Origin of the sequence: Flavobacterium panacagri (genome assembly GCF_030378165.1) — a bacterium.
In the GTDB taxonomy this organism is placed as follows: Bacteria; Bacteroidota; Bacteroidia; order Flavobacteriales; family Flavobacteriaceae; genus Flavobacterium; species Flavobacterium panacagri.
In genome coordinates this window covers 371,579-390,182 of sequence record NZ_CP119766.1, presented here as the reverse complement: position 1 = coordinate 390,182, position 18,604 = coordinate 371,579, and the positions used below count along the sequence as shown (strand labels likewise).

The window sequence follows — 18,604 nt, the reverse complement described above, 5'->3', positions numbered from 1 at the left end:
ATTAATGGATAATAAATCAATTGTTGAAAACGAAGAAATTACGTTTAAAGAATTACTGCAAAAAGGAAAAGATTGGTATTCTTATATACGTTTACAATGGAAAATAATACTTTTAGCAGGGATTATGGGTTCCTCCATTGGATTACTTTATTCGTTTCTAAAAAAGCCAATTTATACTGCTAGTTTATCTTTTGCCTTAGAGGATGATAAAGCAGGCGGTGGACTTGGTGGAGCATTGGGGTTAGCAAGTTCATTCGGATTGGATTTAGGAGGAAGCGGAGGAGGAGGTGTTTTTTCAGGATCAAATTTGACTGAGTTTTTTAAATCAAGATCTATGGTTGAAAAAACATTACTGTCTAATGTAAATGTAGATGGAAAAGAAATCTCTTTAGCTGAGATGTATATTCAGACTAATCGATGGAGGGAAAATTGGAAGAAAGATCTCAAATTATCTAAGATTCAATTTTTACCAAATTCTAATCGTAAAAGTTTTACTCGTTTGCAGGATAGTATTTTAGGAGTGCTCTATAATGATTTATTAAAAGAAGGTTTTTCAGTTGGACAGAGAGATAAAAAAGTATCTATTATTTATATTAATGTTTCTTCTAAAAATGAATTATTTGCAAAATATTTTTGCGAAACTTTAGCGAAGGAAGTTGGTGAGTTTTATATAGAAACTAAGAGTAAAAAAGCAAGAATTAATATGTCTATTCTAGATAGACAAGTTGATTCTATTCGAAATGAACTTAATGGTGCAATTACAGGTGTAGCAATTGCTAATGATAATACATTTAATCTAAATCCTGCGTTAAATGTTAGACGGACTCCATCTGCTAGACGACAAGTAGATGTTCAGGCCAATACAGCAATACTTACTGAATTAGTGAAACAAAGTGAATTAGCAAAAGTTACTTTACGTAAAGATACGCCTTTGATTCAAATAATAGACAAACCAATTTTACCATTACCAAAAGAAAAATTTGAAAAAACGAAAGGATTGTTAATGGGAGGATTTCTAGGAAGTTTTATAGTTATTTTATTCTTTGTTTTTAGAAGAGTATTTACTGATTTGATTAGATAAATTGTTTAAAAAAATATAAATTTAGATGAATATTTTAAAATTAATTGGAAGAAAAGAAGAAATATTTGAAAATGATATTTTGACTTATGAATTAAAATTAAAAGAAATAGTTAATGAATCTTCTTTTTTGGTGATTGGAGGAGCTGGTTCAATAGGCCAAGCAGTAACAAAAGAAATATTCAAAAGAAATCCTTCTAAATTGCATGTTGTCGATATCAGCGAAAATAACATGGTAGAGCTTGTTCGTGATTTAAGAAGTTCTTATGGTTATATTGATGGGGATTTTCAAACATTTGCATTAGATATTGGATCAATTGAATACGATGCTTTTATTAAATCTGATGGAAAATATGACTATGTTTTAAATTTATCTGCACTAAAACATGTTAGAAGTGAAAAAGATCCTTTTACTTTAATGCGAATGATTGATGTTAATGTTTTTAACACAGAAAAAACATTGCAGCAATCAATAGAAAATGGGACAAAAAAATATTTTTGTGTGTCTACAGATAAAGCTGCTAATCCAGTTAATATGATGGGAGCATCAAAAAGAATTATGGAAATGTATTTAATGCGTAAAAGTGAGCAAATTAAAATTTCGACAGCTCGATTTGCGAATGTTGCTTTTTCAGATGGATCTTTACTGCATGGTTTTAATCAGAGAATCATTAAAAAGCAACCTATTGTAGCTCCACATGATATAAAAAGATATTTTGTTACACCAAAGGAATCCGGAGAGCTTTGCTTAATGTCTTGTATTTTTGGAGAAAACCGAGATATTTTTTTTCCTAAATTAAGTGAAAATTTGCATTTAATTACATTTGCAGATATTGCAGTTAAATATTTAGCTGAGTTGGGTTATGAAGCTTATCCTTGTAATTCTGAAGAAGAAGCTAGGGATAAAGCTGAAGAGCTAATAAAGAAGAAAAAATGGCCATGTCTTTTTACTGCTAGTGATACTACAGGCGAAAAAGATTTTGAAGAGTTTTTTACTGAAAACGAAACGCTTGACATGCAACGGTTTGATAATTTAGGTGTTATAAAAAATAATGCTGATTTCGAGCAAAATAAATTAGAGATTTTTTCGAACAAAATAACTGAAATGAAATTCAAAAAAACATGGAATAAAGAACAAATTGTTGATTTATTTCACACAATGATTCCAAATTTCGGGCATAAAGAAACGGGTAAGTATTTAGATGCTAAAATGTAATTATGAATAATGTAATTAACTCTGCCATTTCTTTTATAAAGGAGCAATATAAAACAGAAAGTTTTATACCTCTCCATGTTCCTCATTTTGGAGGTAATGAAAAGAAGTATTTAATAGAAACGATAGATTCTACTTTTGTTTCTTCTGTTGGAGCTTATGTAGACCAGTTTGAAGTAATGATGCAAAGCATTACCAATACTAAAAAAGCAGTTGCTGTTGTAAACGGTACAGCTGCTATTCAGGTCGCTTTGCGTTTAATTGGTGTAAAACTTGGGGATGAAGTTTTAACACAAGCTTTAACTTTTGTTGCTACTGCTAACGCAATAAGTTACCTAAATGCGACTCCTGTTTTTTTAGATGTTGATTTAGATACTATGGGATTGTCTCCAAAGGCCGTTGCAATTTTTTTAGAGGAATTTGGAGATTTACGAGAAGATGGTTGTTACAATAAAAAAACGGGAAAGAGAATAAGTGCTTGTTTACCAATGCATACTTTTGGATTTCCTGTGCACCTTGATGAATTAATTGAAGTTTGCGATAAATGGAAAATTCCAGTTATTGAAGACGCCGCAGAGTCATTAGGTTCAGAATATAAAGGAAAATCAACAGGTAGTTTTGGAAAACTTGGTGCATTTTCATTCAATGGAAATAAAATAGTGACATGTGGAGGTGGTGGTGCAATTGTTACAAATGATCAGAAATTAGGAGAAAAAGGGAAATATTTGACTACTACAGCAAAAATTCCACATCCATATGAATATGTTCATGATGAAATGGGATATAACTTTAGAATGCCAAATCTAAATGCTGCTCTTGCATGTGCACAATTAGAACAATTGAGTGTTTTCCTAATGAATAAGAGAAAATTGGCCAAAGAGTATGAATCTTTTTTTTCAAGTAATGGTGTGAAATTTAGAACCGAAACTCCAGATACAAAAGCTAACTATTGGTTAATGTGTGTGGAACTAGCTAATAAGACAGAGCGTGATTTGTTTTTGAAGGAAACAAATGACAATAAAGTAATGACAAGGCCTATTTGGCAGTTAATGTATCGTTTGCCAATGTACAGTAATTGTTATAGAGATGAGCAAGTTAACGCGCAGTTTTTAGAAGAAAGAATTGTAAATATACCGAGTAGTGTCAGATAACGAAATTATTCTAGTTGGATATTCTGGACATGGGTATGTTGTTGCAGATATTATATTGGATAGCGGTTTAAACATTGCAGGATATTCAGATAAAGAAGAGGCAAAATTGAATCCTTATAACTTAGTTTATTTAGGATTCGAAAAAGAAACGAATTTCATTGGATGGATGAGAGAAATTCCTTTTGTACTTGGTATAGGTGATAATAAGTTGAGACAAAGTATATCAAGTTTAATTGAAGAAAGAGGGAAAATAGTTAAAACAATTATCGATAAGACTGCGATTATTTCTAGAAACGTTTCAATAGGGTCAGGTACCTTTATTAATAAAAATGTAGTTGTTAACTCTCTTGCCAAAATTGGTAAAAATGTAATTCTAAATACAGGATGTATAATTGAACATGAGTGTACTATACACGATGCAGTTCATATTGCTCCAGGTGCAGTTTTAGCTGGAAATGTTACAATTGGCGAAAGAAGTTTTGTTGGTGCAAATTCTGTTGTAAAGCAAGGTGTATATATTGGAAAAGATGTCATAATTGGCGCAGGAACTGTAATTATTACAGATATTCCCGATGGAAAAAAAGTTATTGGTAATCCTGGAAGAATAATTTAAGAATGAGTAAAGTAATTATTATAGCTGAAGCTGGAGTAAATCACAATGGTAATATCGAAATAGCAAAGAAACTAATTGATGCTGCTGTTGAAGCTGGAGTTGATTATGTAAAATTTCAGACTTTTAAGGCGGACAATTTGGTAAGCAAATCTGCAAAAAAAGCGACCTATCAAAGTGTAAACATTAATGATGGTGATGACTCGCAGTATGCAATGCTAAAAAATCTAGAATTAAGCCACGAAAATCATTTAGAATTAATGTCTTATTGCTCAGAAAGAAATATTAACTTTTTTTCGACAGCATTTGATGTTGAGGGAGTGAAATATTTAAATGATTTAGGTCTTGCATTTTTTAAAATACCAAGCGGAGAAATAACCAATTACCCTTACCTAAAAGCTGTAGCTTTATGTAAAAAGCCAGTTATTATGTCTACAGGAATGTGTTCTGAAGAAGATATCGAAAAGGCCTTGGAGGTACTTGTTAAATTTGGACTGTCTAAAGAAATGATTTCAATTTTACACTGTAATACTGAATATCCAACTCCAATGAAGGATGTCAATCTTAAAGCGATGCTTTCTATTAAAGAAAAATTTCAAACTCCAATAGGTTATTCAGATCATACTCTAGGGATCGAGGTACCTGTGGCTGCAGTTGCTCTAGGAGCGAAAATTATAGAAAAACACTTTACCCTAGATAAAACTTTACCAGGACCAGACCATGTTGCTTCTTTAGAACCACATGAATTAAAGCAAATGGTGGAGGCAATTCGTAATATTGAATTGGCTACGAGTGGAGATGGTGAAAAAGTACCAAGTGAAAGTGAAACAAAAAATATCGCTATTGCAAGAAAAAGTATTCATTTAAATAAGAATTTAGTAAAAGGACATATCATAACTGATGATGATCTTATCCCATTGCGACCAGGGGATGGAATTTCTCCAATGGAATGGGAAAAAATTATTGGAAAAAAACTGATTACAGATAAAACGGAATTTGACAAACTTTTATTTTCCGATATTAAATGAAAATAGGTGTTTTAACAAGTTCACGTGCTGATTACGGAATATATCTTCCTCTACTTGATAAAATTAAAAAAGATGAGTTTTTTGAGTTGGAAATTATTGCTTTCGGAACACATTTATCCAGAAGTCATGGTTACACATTAAAAGATATAGAAAAGGACAATTATAATTGCATTCATACAATATCATCCTTAATTTCAAACGACAGTGAAGAATCTATTGCTTCCTCTTATGGTTTAACTGTTTTGAAGTTTGCACAGTTTTGGCAGAGTCATAAATATGATTTAGTTTTTTGCTTAGGTGATCGTTTTGAAATGAGTGCTGCTGTTCAAGCGGGAATTCCTTTTGGAGTTAAATTTGCGCACTTGCATGGAGGAGAAACAACATTAGGAGCAATTGATAATATTTATCGTCATCAAATTACTTTGGCTTCAACTCTTCATTTTACAGCTACTGATATTTTTACCGAAAAAGTTTCAAATCTTATTGATTCTTCAAAAAACATTTTCACAACAGGATCTTTGAGTTTAAACGATATTAAAAGTTTTACGCCATTAGAAAAACAAACTTTTTTTGAGAAATTTGGAATACCAGAAGAAGAGTTTATTCTAGTAACTTTTCATCCTGAAACAATGTCTTCACAAGATAATTTTCAGTTTGCTAATGAGATGAAAAATGCTTTGAAAAAGATTTCAGAATATAGATTTATCATTATTACGATGCCAAATGCAGATACTCAGGGATCGATTTACAGAGAAGCTATTGAAAAATTAAAATTAGAGATTCCTGATAGAATTTTGCTAATTGAAAATTTTGGAAAAGTAAACTACTTTTCAGCAATGCATTATGCTTCAATATTGTTAGGAAATACTTCCAGCGGAATTTTGGAAGCTGCATCATTTGAAAAATATGTTGTTAATGTTGGCGATAGACAAAAGGGAAGAGCACAAAGTAAAAATATTATAAATTGTGAATTTGAAGAAAAAGAGATCGTTTCTGCTGTAAGTAAAGCGATTAATTCTAATATTTATAAGGGCGAGAATATTTATTTTAAATTGGATGCAGCAGATAATATAATTAAAATCATTAAACAATTCTTATGAGAATTTATAGAGACCATTTAATTCTTTCAGGAAGCAAAATTAAACAAGCTTTACTAAAGTTCAATGAATTGTCACAAGATGCAATACTTTTTGTAGTTGATAATGAAGACAAATTAATTGGAGCACTAACAGATGGAGATGTTAGACGAGGTTTGCTTAAAGGATTTACAATAGAATGTAACGTTGATGAGATTATTCAGGATAATCCAAGATATATTGTCAAGGGAGAAAATAATCTTGAAAAAGTTATAGAATATCGTGAAGGTGATTTTAGAATCGTACCAGTTGTTGATGAAGATCGCAAAGTTGTCAATGTCATTAATTTTAGAAAAATCAGATCATATTTGCCAATTGATGCCGTTATTATGGCTGGAGGGCGTGGACAAAGACTGCAACCATTAACAGACACCGTTCCCAAACCTCTTTTAAAAGTTGGTGATAAACCTATAATGGAACATAATCTGGATCGATTAGCTTTGTTTGGAATCGATGATTTTTGGGTTTCAGTAAAATATTTAGGTGAACAAATTGAGCAACATTTTGGAAAAGGTGAGAAGAAAAATGTAAAAATTGAATATGTCTGGGAAAATGAACCTTTAGGAACTATTGGAGCGGTCTCTCAAATTAAAAACTTTGAGCATGATTATATTCTTGTAACAAATTCAGACTTGTTAACCAATATAGATTATGAACAATTTTTTCTTGAATTTATCAGAAGAGATGCCGATTTAGCTGTTTTAACCATTCCGTATCAAGTTAATGTTCCATATGCAGTTTTAGAAACAAATAAAGGCGAGGTGAAAAGCTTTAAAGAAAAACCGACTTATACCTACTATTCAAATGGTGGAATATATTTAATTAAAAGGAAAATGTTAGATTTCATTCCCAAAGAAACATTTTTTAATGCAACAGATTTGATGGAAGAGTTAATTAGTAAAAATCTAAAAGTTATTTCATTTCCTTTTTCAGGTTATTGGTTAGATGTTGGAAAACATGAGGATTTCGAAAAGGCTCATATAGATATTCATAATATAAAATTTTAAAATGAAAATATTAATAACTATTTGTGCTAGAGGTGGTTCTAAAGGGATACCAGGCAAAAATATAAAAGATATTAACGGTAAGTCATTGATAGGATATTCAATTGATTTAACAAAAAAAATAAAAGAGAAATTTGACGTAAAAGTAGCTTTATCAACAGATGACGATGCTATAAAAGAAAAAGCAGAACTATTTGATTTGAAGACTAATTATTCACGACCAGATTATTTGGCAACAGATACTGCAGGTAAAATAGATACAATTAGAGATTTGTTACTTTACGAAGAATCTATAGCAGATGATAAATATGATTTTATTTTAGACCTTGATGTGACTTCACCTTTGCGAACTGTAGAGGATATCGAAAAAGCGTTAAATATCATGCTTGAAAATCCTAAAGCATTAAATCTATTTTCGGTTAACCCAGCAGCAAGAAGCCCTTATTTTAATATGGTTGAAAAGAATGTTGATGGATTTTATTCATTAGTCAAAACTAATCTGGATGGAACTGTTATGACTCGTCAATCTGCACCCAAAGTCTACGAGCTAAATGCATCATTTTATTGGTATAGAAGATCTTTTTTTGATACAGGAATAAAAAGTGCAATTACAGACAGATCGCTAATTTACGAAATGAATCATGTATGTTTTGACTTAGATCATCCCGTTGATTTTTTATTTATGGAATATCTACTTCAAAATAAGAAACTTGATTTTGAATTATGAGAATACTAATTATAGGTTTAGGTTCAATTGCTAGAAAACATATTAGTGCTTTACAAAATTTGAACATAAAAGATCTTAATATTTATGCATTAAGGTCAAATTTAAATTCAGAGATTGAAGAAGGAATTGAAAATGTTTATAATCTCGAAAATTTAGAAATTTCTTTTGATTTTGCTATTATTTCAAATCCCACTAACCTACATTTTGAATTTATTGAAAAATTAGCAAGATTAAATATCCCTTTGTTTATTGAGAAACCAGCAGTACATACTTTAAAAAGTGTTGATAAGTTAATTGAATTAATTGAAAGTAAACAACTTGTGACCTATGTGGCTTGCAATTTAAGATTTCATCCTTGTATAAAATATTTGAAAAACAAATTAAGTGAGGAGAATTTACAAGTTAACGAAGTGAATGTATATTGTGGCTCATATTTACCAGATTGGCGTCCTAACGTAGATTTTAGAAAAGTATACAGTGCAAATGCATCAATGGGAGGCGGTGTTCATTTAGATTTATTTCATGAACTTGATTATGTAAATTGGTTATTTGGAACGCCGATTAAAAGTATTTCAACTTTAAGAAATGTTTCGACTTTAAATATTGATGCAATCGATTATGCAAATTATACATTAGAGTATAATAAGTTTACAGCCAATATAATATTAAATTATTATAGAAAAAAATCAAAAAGAAGCATTGAAGTTTTATTTAATGATCAAATTTTAGAAGTTGATCTAATAAATAATAAAATAATAAATGACGATAATGAAATAGTTTTTGAGGCTTCAAATTTTGAAGTCAAAAACACCTATAGTTTTCAATTGGATTATTTTATCAATTGTTTGATAAAAAAGAGCAAACCGATGAACTCTCTTAAGGAATCCATAGAAATATTAAAAATTGTTCTAAAAGATGAAGAATAGATTAGAAAATAAAATTATTATAATTACAGGTGGAAATGGGCTTTTGGGAAGAGCAATTATCAACAGATTAATTTCTGAAGGTGCTTTTTGTATCAATTTTGAAATTAACCATCAAACAAATGAAGATTTGTCTAACGTTTATTGTGATATTACTGATAGCAGTTCAATTGATAGTGCTTTAGAAATTGTATTGAAAAAATATACAAGAATTGACGGACTTGTTAATAATGCCTACCCAAGAACAAAAGATTGGGGAAATAAATTTGAAGATATTGTTTTGGAATCTTGGAAACAAAACGTTGATTGGCAATTAAATAGTTATTTCTATTTAACCCAGAAAGTTGCTTCACAAATGGCTAGTCAAAAAAATGGAAGTATAATTAATATGGCTTCAATTTATGGTGTAGTTGGTGCAGATTTCAATGTTTATGAAGGAACAACAATGACAATGCCAGCTGCATATTCGGCAATAAAGGGAGCACTTGTTAATTTTACAAGATATGTAGCATCCTATTTTGGGCCACAACAAGTAAGAGTGAATACTGTATCTCCAGGAGGGATATTTGATAATCAGAATGAAATTTTTGTAAATAATTATTGTAAAAAAGTTCCAATGCGTAGACTGGGTACACCAGAAGATATTGCGCCAACGATTGCGTTTTTATTATCTGATGATTCACAATATATTACAGGACAAAATTTAATAATAGACGGAGGATGGACAGCAATATAAAAAAATGTTTAATAATTGGTGCTGGTCAATTAGGAAGCAGACATTTACAGGGACTAGTTAAATATTTAGAGCAACTTGAAATTTATGTATTAGATCCCTCTGAAAGTTCACTTAAAGTAGCTCAAGAAAGAGAAAAAGAAATCAATCATATACATAGATTGATTTATACAAAATTGTGGTCAGATTTACCTCAATATTTTGATTTGGTAATTGTTGCAACAAGTGCTAATGTACGAGAGCAAATTATCAATAAATTATTAGAAAAACATAAAGTCAAATTTTTAATATTAGAGAAAGTTCTTTTTCAAGATTTAGATGCTTATCAGAGAATTAGTTTATTATTGGATCAATATAATACAATTACCTATGTAAACCATCCTCGTAGAATGTTTCAGTCTTACAATGAATTAAAAGAAAGCATTCAAACAAATGGATTAAATATATATAATATAGTTGGAGGAAATTGGGGATTAGGTTGTAATGCTTTACATTTTTTAGACCTTTTAGTTTATATTTCTGGAAAAAAAATTAGAGAGATTAGTGTTAGTACCGTGGAGGATGAAATTATTAAAAGTCCTAGAGAAGGATTTGTAGAATTCACGGGCACTTTAACAGGATACTTAGAAGATAAATCACCTTTTAGCATCACATCATTCAAAGCTGATATTAGTCCGATAACAGTAACAATTTGTAATAATGAACAACGATTCTTTATACAAGAGGGAGGAACACCACAAGTTTATTCATTAGAACTAAATAATTCATTTAAATTGTTTAACCGTGATTTTAGAATACAATATCAAAGTGAATTAACCTCTATCATAGTGAGAGAATTATTTGAAGTTGGATTTTGTTCATTGCCTTCTTTTGCTGAAGCGAGACATACCCATGAGTTATTTATTAAGGCAATGTTAGAAAAGTATAATAAAATTGCAGGATTACAGACTAAAGTTTTACCAATTACATAATGAAAAAGAACATTTTACTAGTAGGAACTGGACCAATGGCATTAGATTATGCAAAAGTATTAACCGCACAGGATTTTTCTTTTCAAGTGATTGGTAGAGGTCAGGAATCAGCAGAAAAATTTAAAACAGAGACAGACATACAGCCTTTTGTCGGAGGTTTACAAAAGTATTTAGAAAACCATACGTTAACTGATAATACTTATATTATTATTGCCACAGGGACAGAAGTTTTAATGAATTCTTTAATTTCAGTTTTGGAAGCGGGAGCTGAAAGAGTTTTGATAGAAAAACCAGCGGCAATAAGTATCGAAGAATTAATTGAAAATAAAGAAAAATTATTACCCTACTCTGAAAAAGTTTTTGTCGCCTACAATCGTAGATTTTATGCTTCGGTTATTGAAGCTAAAAAAATGATTGAAGAAGATGGTGGTTTACAAACAATCCATTTTGAATTTACTGAATGGTCACATGTAATAGAACCATTAACAAAGGCACCAGGTGTTAAAGAAAACTGGTTTTTTGCAAACTCTACACATGTAGTAGACCTTGCTTTTCATTTTGCAGGAAAGCCACAACAATGGCAGACCTATTCTAAAGCTGGAACTGTAAAATGGCATGCAAAAACTAATTTTACAGGGGCAGGAATTACAGAAAAAGGAGTCTTGTTCAGTTATTTGTCCAATTGGGAAAGTGCTGGAAGATGGGCTATTGAATTACTGACAGAAAAACGTAGAATTTATTTGAAACCTATGGAAGGCCTCAGTGTACAAAAAAAAGGTACAGTAACTGTTATTGAACATGAATTTGATAATTCTGCGGACTTACAATTTAAGCCAGGCCTTAAAAATCAATTAAAAGCCTTTTTAGATAATGATGAAACAAAATTATTAAACATAAAAGAGCATATATCCATTTCTAAAGAAGTATATTCAAAAATAATTTCATAGTTTTTTGAATTAATTTTTCCCACTATCAGATTATCAGTAAATGAAAAAATATAGTTTAAAGGTTTGCAATATAAATAAAGAAACAAGTGATACAATTACTCTTTGTTTCAAGCAGCCTGGGCTCAAGAAAATAAAATATCAAGCAGGTCAATACCTTACACTATCTGCTAGAATTAATGGCAGAAAATATTCAAGACCCTATTCTTTTTCTTCAGCTCCTTCGTGTAATTCTAATTTGGAAATAACTATTAAACGCGTTCCGGGAGGGGTATTCTCTAACTACATCCATGATTTTATTCAAATTGATGATATTATAGAAGTAATGGAGCCTATGGGAGATTTTGTTTATGAACAAGATGAAAATTGTAATGAGATTTACTTTTGGGGGACTGGAAGTGGAATAACACCATTAATTTCTATTATAAAGGAAATTTTGATTTCAGAATCAAAATTAAAAGTGAATCTTATCTATGGAAATAAAAATTTTGAATCAACAATATTCTCGGAGTTAATAGAAGAAATGATTAATAAATATCCAAAAAATTTACAGGTCTGGTATTTGCATTCTCAATATAAGGAGGATCAAAATCATCATTTAGTGAAGAGTGGTAGGATTAGTAGAGAATTTGTTTATGATTTACTTGAAAATATTGATTTAAAAACAACGAAGCATTACATTTGTGGCCCTAATGGCCTAAAAGATACTATTAAAGAAACTTTAAGTGTTTTGAAATGCCCTGAAGATAATATTTTTTCAGAAGATTTTGAATTGGTTAAAAACCCAAAAGATTTTGAAGATATAAAAGATCACACTGTAGATGTCTGCTATCAAGGTGTCAATACTTTTGTTAATGTTGGAAAGGGAAAAAGTATTTTAGAAGCAGCGCTGGATCTTGGATTGGAATTACCATATTCATGTCAAACAGGGAGTTGTAATACTTGTAAGTGCACATTAATGACGGGAGAACTAAGAATGATTGGACTTTCAAAAGAAAGAAATGATTTAAGAAAAGAGGAGTATTTGTTGTGTTGTAGTTACCCTTTAACAGATAATGTTTCAGTTGAGATTTAAATATAAAAAATAATACTATAAAACATGAAAGTAGTCATTTTTGCAGGAGGGTTTGGTACTCGCCTTATGGAAGAAACAGAAGCAAGACCAAAACCAATGGTTGAAATAGGTGGCAAGCCTATTTTATGGCATATATTAAAAATGTTTGAGAAACATGGTCATAATGAATTTGTTATTTGCTTAGGATATAAAGCGACATACATAAAAGAATATTTTTATAATTATTATTTGCATAATTCAGATGTTACTATTGAATTAGCAAATAATAATATTAATGTGCATTTTTCTGAAACGGAATCATTCAAAGTTACTTTAATTGATACGGGATTACATACCAATACAGCAGGAAGATTAAAACGTATTGAAAAATATGTGAAAGGAGAAACCTTTATGTTGACTTATGGAGATGGAGTCTCTGATGTTGATTTATCTGCACTTTTAGATTTTCATAAGTCCCACGGTAGATTAGCTACTTTAACTAGTGTACAAGTCCCAGGGAGATTTGGAAATTTAGAAATAAACGCAGCAGGAGAAGTTGAAAGTTTTGTAGAAAAACCAGCAGGGGATGGAATGTGGATAAATGGTGGTTTTTTTGTGTTAGAACCTGGAATATTTAGATATCTAGAAGATGATGTAGAAGATGTACAATGGGAAAAAGAACCACTAGGGGCAATTGCAAAAGATGAGCAACTTGCTGCATATAAACATAATGGTTTTTGGAAATGTATGGATGCTTTAAGAGATAGAATTGAACTAGAAGCGATGTGGAGTTCTGATAATGCAAGATGGAAGACATGGTAGAATCGTTATTTGATAGTTTAAAAAAAACATATCAGGGAAAAAAAGTTTTTTTAACTGGACATACAGGTTTTAAAGGTTCTTGGATGTTAAAAACCTTAACGCTTTTAGGTGCAGAAGTAAAAGGGTATGCGCTGGTTCCACAAACAAAGGACGATTTGTTTTATTTAATTGATGGAGAAACAATCTGTGACTCTATTATTGCAGATTTGAGGGATAAAAAACGATTAGAGAAAGAACTGGTCTCTTTTCAGCCTGATTTTGTTTTTCATTTAGCAGCTCAGCCTTTAGTACGGTTATCTTACGAAATTCCTGCAGAAACTTTTGAAGTTAATGTTGTAGGAACAGCTAACGTTTTAGATGCAGTTAATTTACTTGAAAAACCATGCAGCGTGGTTTTAATTACTACCGATAAAGTCTATCATAATAATGAATGGATTTATCCTTACCGAGAAAATGACAGATTAGGAGGATATGATCCTTATAGTGCTAGTAAAGCTTGCGCAGAACTGGTGATTGATTCTTATCGTAATTCATTTTTTAATATAAAAAATTATGATAAACATTTAAAAGGTATTGCTGTAGCAAGGGCAGGAAATGTTATTGGTGGGGGAGATTGGTCTAAGGATCGCTTAATTCCAGACATCGCAAAGGCATTTGCTGCCGAAAAGCCTGTAGTAATTAGAAACCCCCAATCAGTTAGGCCTTGGCAGCATGTTTTAGAACCAGTAATAGGATATTTGATCTTGGGAGAAAATTTGTATTCCGACCCGACAAAATTTAGTGTAGCATATAATTTCGGACCACAATTATCAGACGCTTTAGCGGTTGAAGAAATGTTAAAATTAACAATTGGTAGTTGGGGTAGAGGTGAATATATAGTAGAACAAGTAGAGGGGCAACCTCATGAAGCAGGACTGTTGAAGTTAGATATTAGTAAGGCTATTGTTGAATTAGAATGGTATCCTAAAATGAATGCTAAGCAGGCAGTTAGTTTAACCATGGATTGGTATAGAGAGTATTTCGAAGGAAACAAAATTAAGGAGTTTACAGAATTACAGATAAAATCTTTTTTACAATAAATATTATGAATATTGAAGCTACGAATTTTAATAATTTGTATATAATGAATTACAATTCATTTAAAGATGAAAGAGGCGAATTTGTTAAAACAATACATAAAGATACTTTTATAAAAAATAATTTAGAATGGAATTTCGCCGAAAGCTTTTACTCTATTTCACATAAAAATGTTTTTAGAGGAATGCACTTTCAGTTTAGTCCGAATGATCATGAAAAATTGGTTTACGTTGCTAAAGGGGCAATATTGGATGTAGTTCTTGATATAAGATCTACCTCTAATACTTACGGTAAATATTTTACGGTTGAGCTTTCTGATACAAATAGAAAAGGATTGTATATAGGAAAGGGTTTTGCACATGGTTTTTTGTCTTTAGAAAACGATACAATTGTTGAATATCATACAACAACTGTACAAAATAAGGATAGTGAAGGAGGGATAAAATGGAATTCTTTTGAGTTTAATTTACCTATTTCTGATCCTGTAGTTTCTTTACGTGATAAATCATTTGAAGATTTTAACCTAAATAAAAAATATTTCTAATGAATATACTTATAACAGGAGGAACTGGATATGTTGGCAAAAATTTAATTTCTGCACTTATAGAACAAACAAATCATAATTTATTTGTAATTACTAGAAGTATTTCGGATTTTCCAAATGGAGTTATTATTATAAAAGATGATTCTAGTTTGGAAGATAACATTGTTTCTGCAAAGCCTGATGTGGTGATTCATTTAGCATCTTATCTTACTTCTAGAGCCGAAACTGAAGATATTGAAAAACTAATAGCGTCAAACATTACTTTTGGAACAAAGTTGTTGAATTCGCTAAAAAGTGTGCAATTAAAATGTTTTATAAATGTTGGAAGCTTTTCGGAATTTCATTTTAATGATGGAGTATTAAACCCAACTTATTTATATTCTGCTACCAAATCTGCATTCAGACCAATACTTAAATATTATTCTGAAATCAATAAATTTAAAATAGTTAATGTAACTCCGTTTTCTATTTATGGTGGAATTGATAGTCAAAAAAAAATAATGGATATTTTATTTGATGCTATTGATGCTAAAGAACCAGTAAAAATGTCTAACGGATTTCAGTATTTAGATTTTATTCATATTAATGATGTTGTTAATTTCTTTGTTCATTTGAGCAATAATTTTATGCTCACAGATAATGAAGAATTATATTTAGGCACTGGAAAACCTTATAATTTGAGAGAAGTAGCGTCGAAAATTGAGCAAATAACTGGAAAAAAAATTAATGCAGATTGGGGAGCTTATCCTCCTAGAGCTAGAGACACTATTCATGCATGCGCACCTATTGGTAAATTAAAAGAAAAACTCAGTTGGCAGCCTAAAATTTCTATTGAAGAGGGCTTGCAATTAAAATATAAAGAGAAAAAGTAGTATGGTAGTGATTTTAGGTGCTGGCTTAGCTGGTATTAGTTCTTCTTATCATTTGAAACACAACTGTCTTGTGGTTGAAAAAAACAGTTATGCAGGGGGACATATTTATTCCCATCAAATAAATGGTTTTACTTGGGATGAAGGACCTCATGTTTCTTTTACCAAACATCAATATGTAAAAGACTTGTTGGCTCTAAGTGTAGAAGGTGAGTTTTTAGAATATCCTGTTTTTCCAACTAATTATTATAAAGGGCACTGGATTGCACACCCCGCACAATCCAATTTATACGCTGTTCCAGAACCCGTAAGATCTAATTGTCTTTCTGATTTTTTGGAAACTAGAAAAAAAAACAATAACTATGACCAGCCAGCTAATTATGACGAATGGATTAAATTAGCATTTGGAGATGAGTTTTCAAATAAATTTGTAAAATCATATACAAAAAAATACTGGACATTAGATCCAAAATATCTGTCTACAGATTGGGTAGGTGAAAGAGTGTTTTTTCCAGATGTTGAAACAGTTAAAAAGGGATTTGAAGGTCCCCTTGATAAATCAACGCATTATATTACGAGTGTTCGTTACCCAAAAAAAGGTGGATATAATAGTTATACCAATCTTTTGAGAAGGGATATGAATGTCCAATTTAACAAATGTGTTAATAGAATAAATCTGGAGTCAAAAACCATTTATTTTACGGATGGTACGGAGCAAAAGTATGCAAAACTTATTAATACACTGCCTCTGCCAGAATTTGTAAAATTTCTTGATACAAGCGATAAAATACAAAATGCAGCTAAAGATTTGGTTTGCTCTGAACTTTTATTGTTAAATTTTGTAATTAATCATCCTGCAACAATTGATTCACATTGGTTATATGTTTATGATGATGACAAATATTCGACTAGAATCAATTTTACAGAATTATTATCACCTAATAACGGAGTTGAAGGCAAGTGCGGAATTCAGGTCGAAGTTTATTTTTCAAAATATAAAGAACAAGAAGAAAGTATAGAACAAATTATTAATAAAGTAGGAGAAGAACTTGTAGAAATGAGGCTTATTAAAAATGAGAACTGTATAGAAGAAGTTAACACTAACTATATTAAATATGCTAATGTTGTGTTTGATCATAAAAGACAAAAAGCATTAAATACAATTCTTGATTATCTAGCGGGTTTTGGATTAGTAAGAGAAAATGATGATTTGGCTCCTGCAACTGATTGGGCTAAAAAAGAAGTAACAAAAGATAGTAATAAATTAGGGGAAATAATTTTAGCAGGCAGATTTGGACAATGGAAATATTATTGGACAGATGACTGCATTCTAAGAGGAAAGTATATAGCTGAGAATATAAATTAAAACATAAAAAAATAAGAACATAACTAAAAAGTATAAAGATGGAATATAAAAATATTGATGATACACTTAAAAAACAATTATTACCTTTTATTGGAAAGAATATAGGAAAAGAGATAAAACCTGGAGTTGACTATATTCCTGTAACTGGAAAAATTATAAGTGCTGAAGATATTTTAAATGGTGTTGATGCTGCAATGGATGGATGGTTAACAGCTGGTCGTTTTGCTAATCAATTTGAAGAAGATTTTGCAAAATATTTTGGAGCACATAGATCATTATTAGTTAATTCAGGGTCATCTGCGAATTTAGTTGCTTTTTACGCATTAACATCTCCAAAATTAGGAGCTCGTGCAATAAAACCAGGTGATGAGGTAATTACTGTTGCAGCTGGTTTCCCTACTACGGTTAATCCAATTATACAGTTTGGAGCAATTCCTGTATTTATAGATGTTGATATTGCGACACATAATGTGAAGACAGATATGATAGAAGCTGCTGTAAGTCCAAAAACTAAAGCAATAATGATTGCCCATTCTTTAGGTAATCCTTTTGATTTAGACGAGGTCATGCGTGTGGCACGAAAATATAACTTATGGGTAGTTGAAGATGATTGTGATTCACTTGGTGCTACCTATAATGGTAAAAAGACGGGGACTTTTGGAGATATTGCTACTTTTTCATTTTATCCTGCGCACCATATTACCATGGGAGAAGGTGGTGCTGTATTAATAAATAATCCGGTATTGTCAAAATTAGCAGAGAGTTTCAGAGACTGGGGCAGGGATTGTTATTGTGAACCTGGAAAAGATAATACATGTGGCTGTCGTTTTGACCAGCAACTAGGGACTTTACCTTTTGGATACGATCATAAATATACTTATTCTCATATAGGTTTTAATTTAAAAGTGACTGATATGCAGGCCGCTTTTGGTGTATCGCAGATTAAAATGATTGATCAGTTTGTTCAGCGCAGAAGAGAAAATTATGCAGCGCTTTATGAGAGAATGAAAGAATTCGAAGAGGTCTTTATATTACCTGAACCTACTCCAAATTCTGATCCTTCGTGGTTTGGCTTTTTACTTACACTAAGAGAAGGAGATGCAGCGGATAGGCATATGCTGGTTCAGCATCTTGAAGAAAAGAAAATTGGAACACGTTTATTATTTGGTGGTAATTTGTTGAGACAGCCAGCATATGCGAATATTGAGCATAAAGTTGTTGGGGATTTGAGTAATACAGACATTATTATGAACCAGTCCTTCTGGTTAGGTGTATGGCCAGGCTTAAATGAAAGTCATTATGATTATATAGCTCAGGTTATTAGAGATTATATTAATTCATAATAAATTGGATT

At 30.9% G+C, this 18,604-nt stretch carries 19 protein-coding genes; all 19 read left to right on the top strand.

What is annotated here, in order from left to right; translation table 11 throughout:
• Nucleotides 1-4 precede the first annotated feature (4 nt).
• From P2W65_RS01865 to rfbH, 19 genes are read left to right on the top strand one after another with little or no spacing between them, the layout of a single operon-like run.
• Entirely contained in the window at nt 5-1,081 is a 1,077-nt protein-coding gene (locus P2W65_RS01865; protein WP_289663071.1) for a GumC domain-containing protein, read from the top strand.
• A 25-nt stretch (nt 1,082-1,106) separates the two neighbouring features.
• A complete protein-coding gene (locus P2W65_RS01860; RefSeq protein ID WP_289663070.1) occupies nt 1,107-2,294 on the top strand; it encodes a UDP-N-acetylglucosamine 4,6-dehydratase in 1,188 nt (395 codons plus the stop codon).
• 2 nt (nt 2,295-2,296) lie between these two features.
• Complete coding sequence (locus tag P2W65_RS01855; RefSeq protein WP_289663069.1) at nt 2,297-3,442, top strand: LegC family aminotransferase; 1,146 nt, start codon at nt 2,297-2,299, stop codon at nt 3,440-3,442.
• Nucleotides 3,432-4,055: an acetyltransferase gene (locus tag P2W65_RS01850; RefSeq protein WP_289663067.1), complete on the top strand. Its 624-nt coding sequence runs from the start codon at nt 3,432-3,434 to the stop codon at nt 4,053-4,055. Before P2W65_RS01855 ends, P2W65_RS01850 begins: the two co-directional genes overlap by 11 nt.
• Nucleotides 4,056-4,057: 2 nt before the next feature.
• Nucleotides 4,058-5,080, top strand: coding sequence for an N-acetylneuraminate synthase (gene neuB, locus P2W65_RS01845; protein ID WP_289663065.1), 1,023 nt, complete (start codon nt 4,058-4,060; stop codon nt 5,078-5,080).
• The gene (gene neuC, locus P2W65_RS01840) at nt 5,077-6,180 is read left to right on the top strand and encodes a UDP-N-acetylglucosamine 2-epimerase (protein WP_289663064.1); all 1,104 of its coding nucleotides are present in this window, start codon (nt 5,077-5,079) and stop codon (nt 6,178-6,180) included. The genes neuB and neuC overlap by 4 nt, the downstream gene beginning before the upstream one ends.
• Entirely contained in the window at nt 6,177-7,223 is a 1,047-nt protein-coding gene (locus tag P2W65_RS01835) for a nucleotidyltransferase family protein (protein ID WP_289663062.1), read from the top strand. The genes neuC and P2W65_RS01835 overlap by 4 nt, the downstream gene beginning before the upstream one ends.
• 1 nt (nt 7,224) lies before the next feature.
• Nucleotides 7,225-7,947, top strand: a complete 723-nt coding sequence (locus P2W65_RS01830; protein WP_289663060.1) for an acylneuraminate cytidylyltransferase family protein — start codon at nt 7,225-7,227, stop codon at nt 7,945-7,947.
• Nucleotides 7,944-8,873: a Gfo/Idh/MocA family protein gene (locus tag P2W65_RS01825; RefSeq protein WP_289663058.1), complete on the top strand. Its 930-nt coding sequence runs from the start codon at nt 7,944-7,946 to the stop codon at nt 8,871-8,873. Before P2W65_RS01830 ends, P2W65_RS01825 begins: the two co-directional genes overlap by 4 nt.
• Nucleotides 8,863-9,606, top strand: coding sequence for an oxidoreductase (locus P2W65_RS01820; RefSeq protein WP_289663057.1), 744 nt, complete (start codon nt 8,863-8,865; stop codon nt 9,604-9,606). The genes P2W65_RS01825 and P2W65_RS01820 overlap by 11 nt, the downstream gene beginning before the upstream one ends.
• Nucleotides 9,591-10,574, top strand: a complete 984-nt coding sequence (locus P2W65_RS01815) for a Gfo/Idh/MocA family oxidoreductase (RefSeq protein WP_289663055.1) — start codon at nt 9,591-9,593, stop codon at nt 10,572-10,574. The genes P2W65_RS01820 and P2W65_RS01815 overlap by 16 nt, the downstream gene beginning before the upstream one ends.
• Nucleotides 10,574-11,521 (top strand): Gfo/Idh/MocA family oxidoreductase, encoded by a 948-nt coding sequence (locus tag P2W65_RS01810; protein ID WP_289663053.1) that lies wholly within the window; start codon nt 10,574-10,576, stop codon nt 11,519-11,521. Before P2W65_RS01815 ends, P2W65_RS01810 begins: the two co-directional genes overlap by 1 nt.
• A gap of 40 nt (nt 11,522-11,561) precedes the next feature.
• Nucleotides 11,562-12,593 (top strand): flavin reductase family protein, encoded by a 1,032-nt coding sequence (locus P2W65_RS01805; RefSeq protein ID WP_289663051.1) that lies wholly within the window; start codon nt 11,562-11,564, stop codon nt 12,591-12,593.
• A gap of 24 nt (nt 12,594-12,617) precedes the next feature.
• Entirely contained in the window at nt 12,618-13,394 is a 777-nt protein-coding gene (gene rfbF, locus P2W65_RS01800) for a glucose-1-phosphate cytidylyltransferase (RefSeq protein ID WP_289663049.1), read from the top strand.
• Complete coding sequence (rfbG, locus tag P2W65_RS01795; RefSeq protein ID WP_289663048.1) at nt 13,379-14,473, top strand: CDP-glucose 4,6-dehydratase; 1,095 nt, start codon at nt 13,379-13,381, stop codon at nt 14,471-14,473. The genes rfbF and rfbG overlap by 16 nt, the downstream gene beginning before the upstream one ends.
• Nucleotides 14,474-14,478: 5 nt before the next feature.
• Nucleotides 14,479-15,015 (top strand): dTDP-4-dehydrorhamnose 3,5-epimerase family protein, encoded by a 537-nt coding sequence (locus P2W65_RS01790; RefSeq protein ID WP_434783356.1) that lies wholly within the window; start codon nt 14,479-14,481, stop codon nt 15,013-15,015.
• Nucleotides 15,015-15,887 (top strand): NAD-dependent epimerase/dehydratase family protein, encoded by an 873-nt coding sequence (locus P2W65_RS01785; protein ID WP_289663044.1) that lies wholly within the window; start codon nt 15,015-15,017, stop codon nt 15,885-15,887. The genes P2W65_RS01790 and P2W65_RS01785 overlap by 1 nt, the downstream gene beginning before the upstream one ends.
• A 1-nt stretch (nt 15,888) precedes the next feature.
• On the top strand, nt 15,889-17,250 hold the full coding sequence (locus tag P2W65_RS01780; protein ID WP_289663043.1) for a protoporphyrinogen/coproporphyrinogen oxidase: 1,362 nt from the start codon (nt 15,889-15,891) through the stop codon (nt 17,248-17,250).
• Between the two features lie 38 nt (nt 17,251-17,288).
• Nucleotides 17,289-18,593, top strand: coding sequence for a lipopolysaccharide biosynthesis protein RfbH (rfbH, locus tag P2W65_RS01775; protein WP_289663041.1), 1,305 nt, complete (start codon nt 17,289-17,291; stop codon nt 18,591-18,593).
• The last annotated feature ends 11 nt before the right edge of the window (nt 18,594-18,604 follow it).

Bases quoted from the DNA above. Each gene is read 5' to 3' on its own strand.
- P2W65_RS01865 (WP_289663071.1), top strand. From the start codon at position 5: ATGGATAATAAATCAATTGTTGAAAACGAAGAAATTACGTTTAAAGAA.
- P2W65_RS01860 (WP_289663070.1), top strand. From the start codon at position 1,107: ATGAATATTTTAAAATTAATTGGAAGAAAAGAAGAAATATTTGAAAAT.
- P2W65_RS01855 (WP_289663069.1), top strand. From the start codon at position 2,297: ATGAATAATGTAATTAACTCTGCCATTTCTTTTATAAAGGAGCAATAT.
- neuB (WP_289663065.1), top strand. From the start codon at position 4,058: ATGAGTAAAGTAATTATTATAGCTGAAGCTGGAGTAAATCACAATGGT.
- neuC (WP_289663064.1), top strand. From the start codon at position 5,077: ATGAAAATAGGTGTTTTAACAAGTTCACGTGCTGATTACGGAATATAT.
- P2W65_RS01835 (WP_289663062.1), top strand. From the start codon at position 6,177: ATGAGAATTTATAGAGACCATTTAATTCTTTCAGGAAGCAAAATTAAA.
- P2W65_RS01830 (WP_289663060.1), top strand. From the start codon at position 7,225: ATGAAAATATTAATAACTATTTGTGCTAGAGGTGGTTCTAAAGGGATA.
- P2W65_RS01825 (WP_289663058.1), top strand. From the start codon at position 7,944: ATGAGAATACTAATTATAGGTTTAGGTTCAATTGCTAGAAAACATATT.
- P2W65_RS01820 (WP_289663057.1), top strand. From the start codon at position 8,863: ATGAAGAATAGATTAGAAAATAAAATTATTATAATTACAGGTGGAAAT.
- P2W65_RS01815 (WP_289663055.1), top strand. From the start codon at position 9,591: ATGGACAGCAATATAAAAAAATGTTTAATAATTGGTGCTGGTCAATTA.
- P2W65_RS01810 (WP_289663053.1), top strand. From the start codon at position 10,574: ATGAAAAAGAACATTTTACTAGTAGGAACTGGACCAATGGCATTAGAT.
- P2W65_RS01805 (WP_289663051.1), top strand. From the start codon at position 11,562: ATGAAAAAATATAGTTTAAAGGTTTGCAATATAAATAAAGAAACAAGT.
- rfbF (WP_289663049.1), top strand. From the start codon at position 12,618: ATGAAAGTAGTCATTTTTGCAGGAGGGTTTGGTACTCGCCTTATGGAA.
- rfbG (WP_289663048.1), top strand. From the start codon at position 13,379: ATGGAAGACATGGTAGAATCGTTATTTGATAGTTTAAAAAAAACATAT.
- P2W65_RS01790 (WP_434783356.1), top strand. From the start codon at position 14,479: ATGAATATTGAAGCTACGAATTTTAATAATTTGTATATAATGAATTAC.
- P2W65_RS01785 (WP_289663044.1), top strand. From the start codon at position 15,015: ATGAATATACTTATAACAGGAGGAACTGGATATGTTGGCAAAAATTTA.
- P2W65_RS01780 (WP_289663043.1), top strand. From the start codon at position 15,889: ATGGTAGTGATTTTAGGTGCTGGCTTAGCTGGTATTAGTTCTTCTTAT.
- rfbH (WP_289663041.1), top strand. From the start codon at position 17,289: ATGGAATATAAAAATATTGATGATACACTTAAAAAACAATTATTACCT.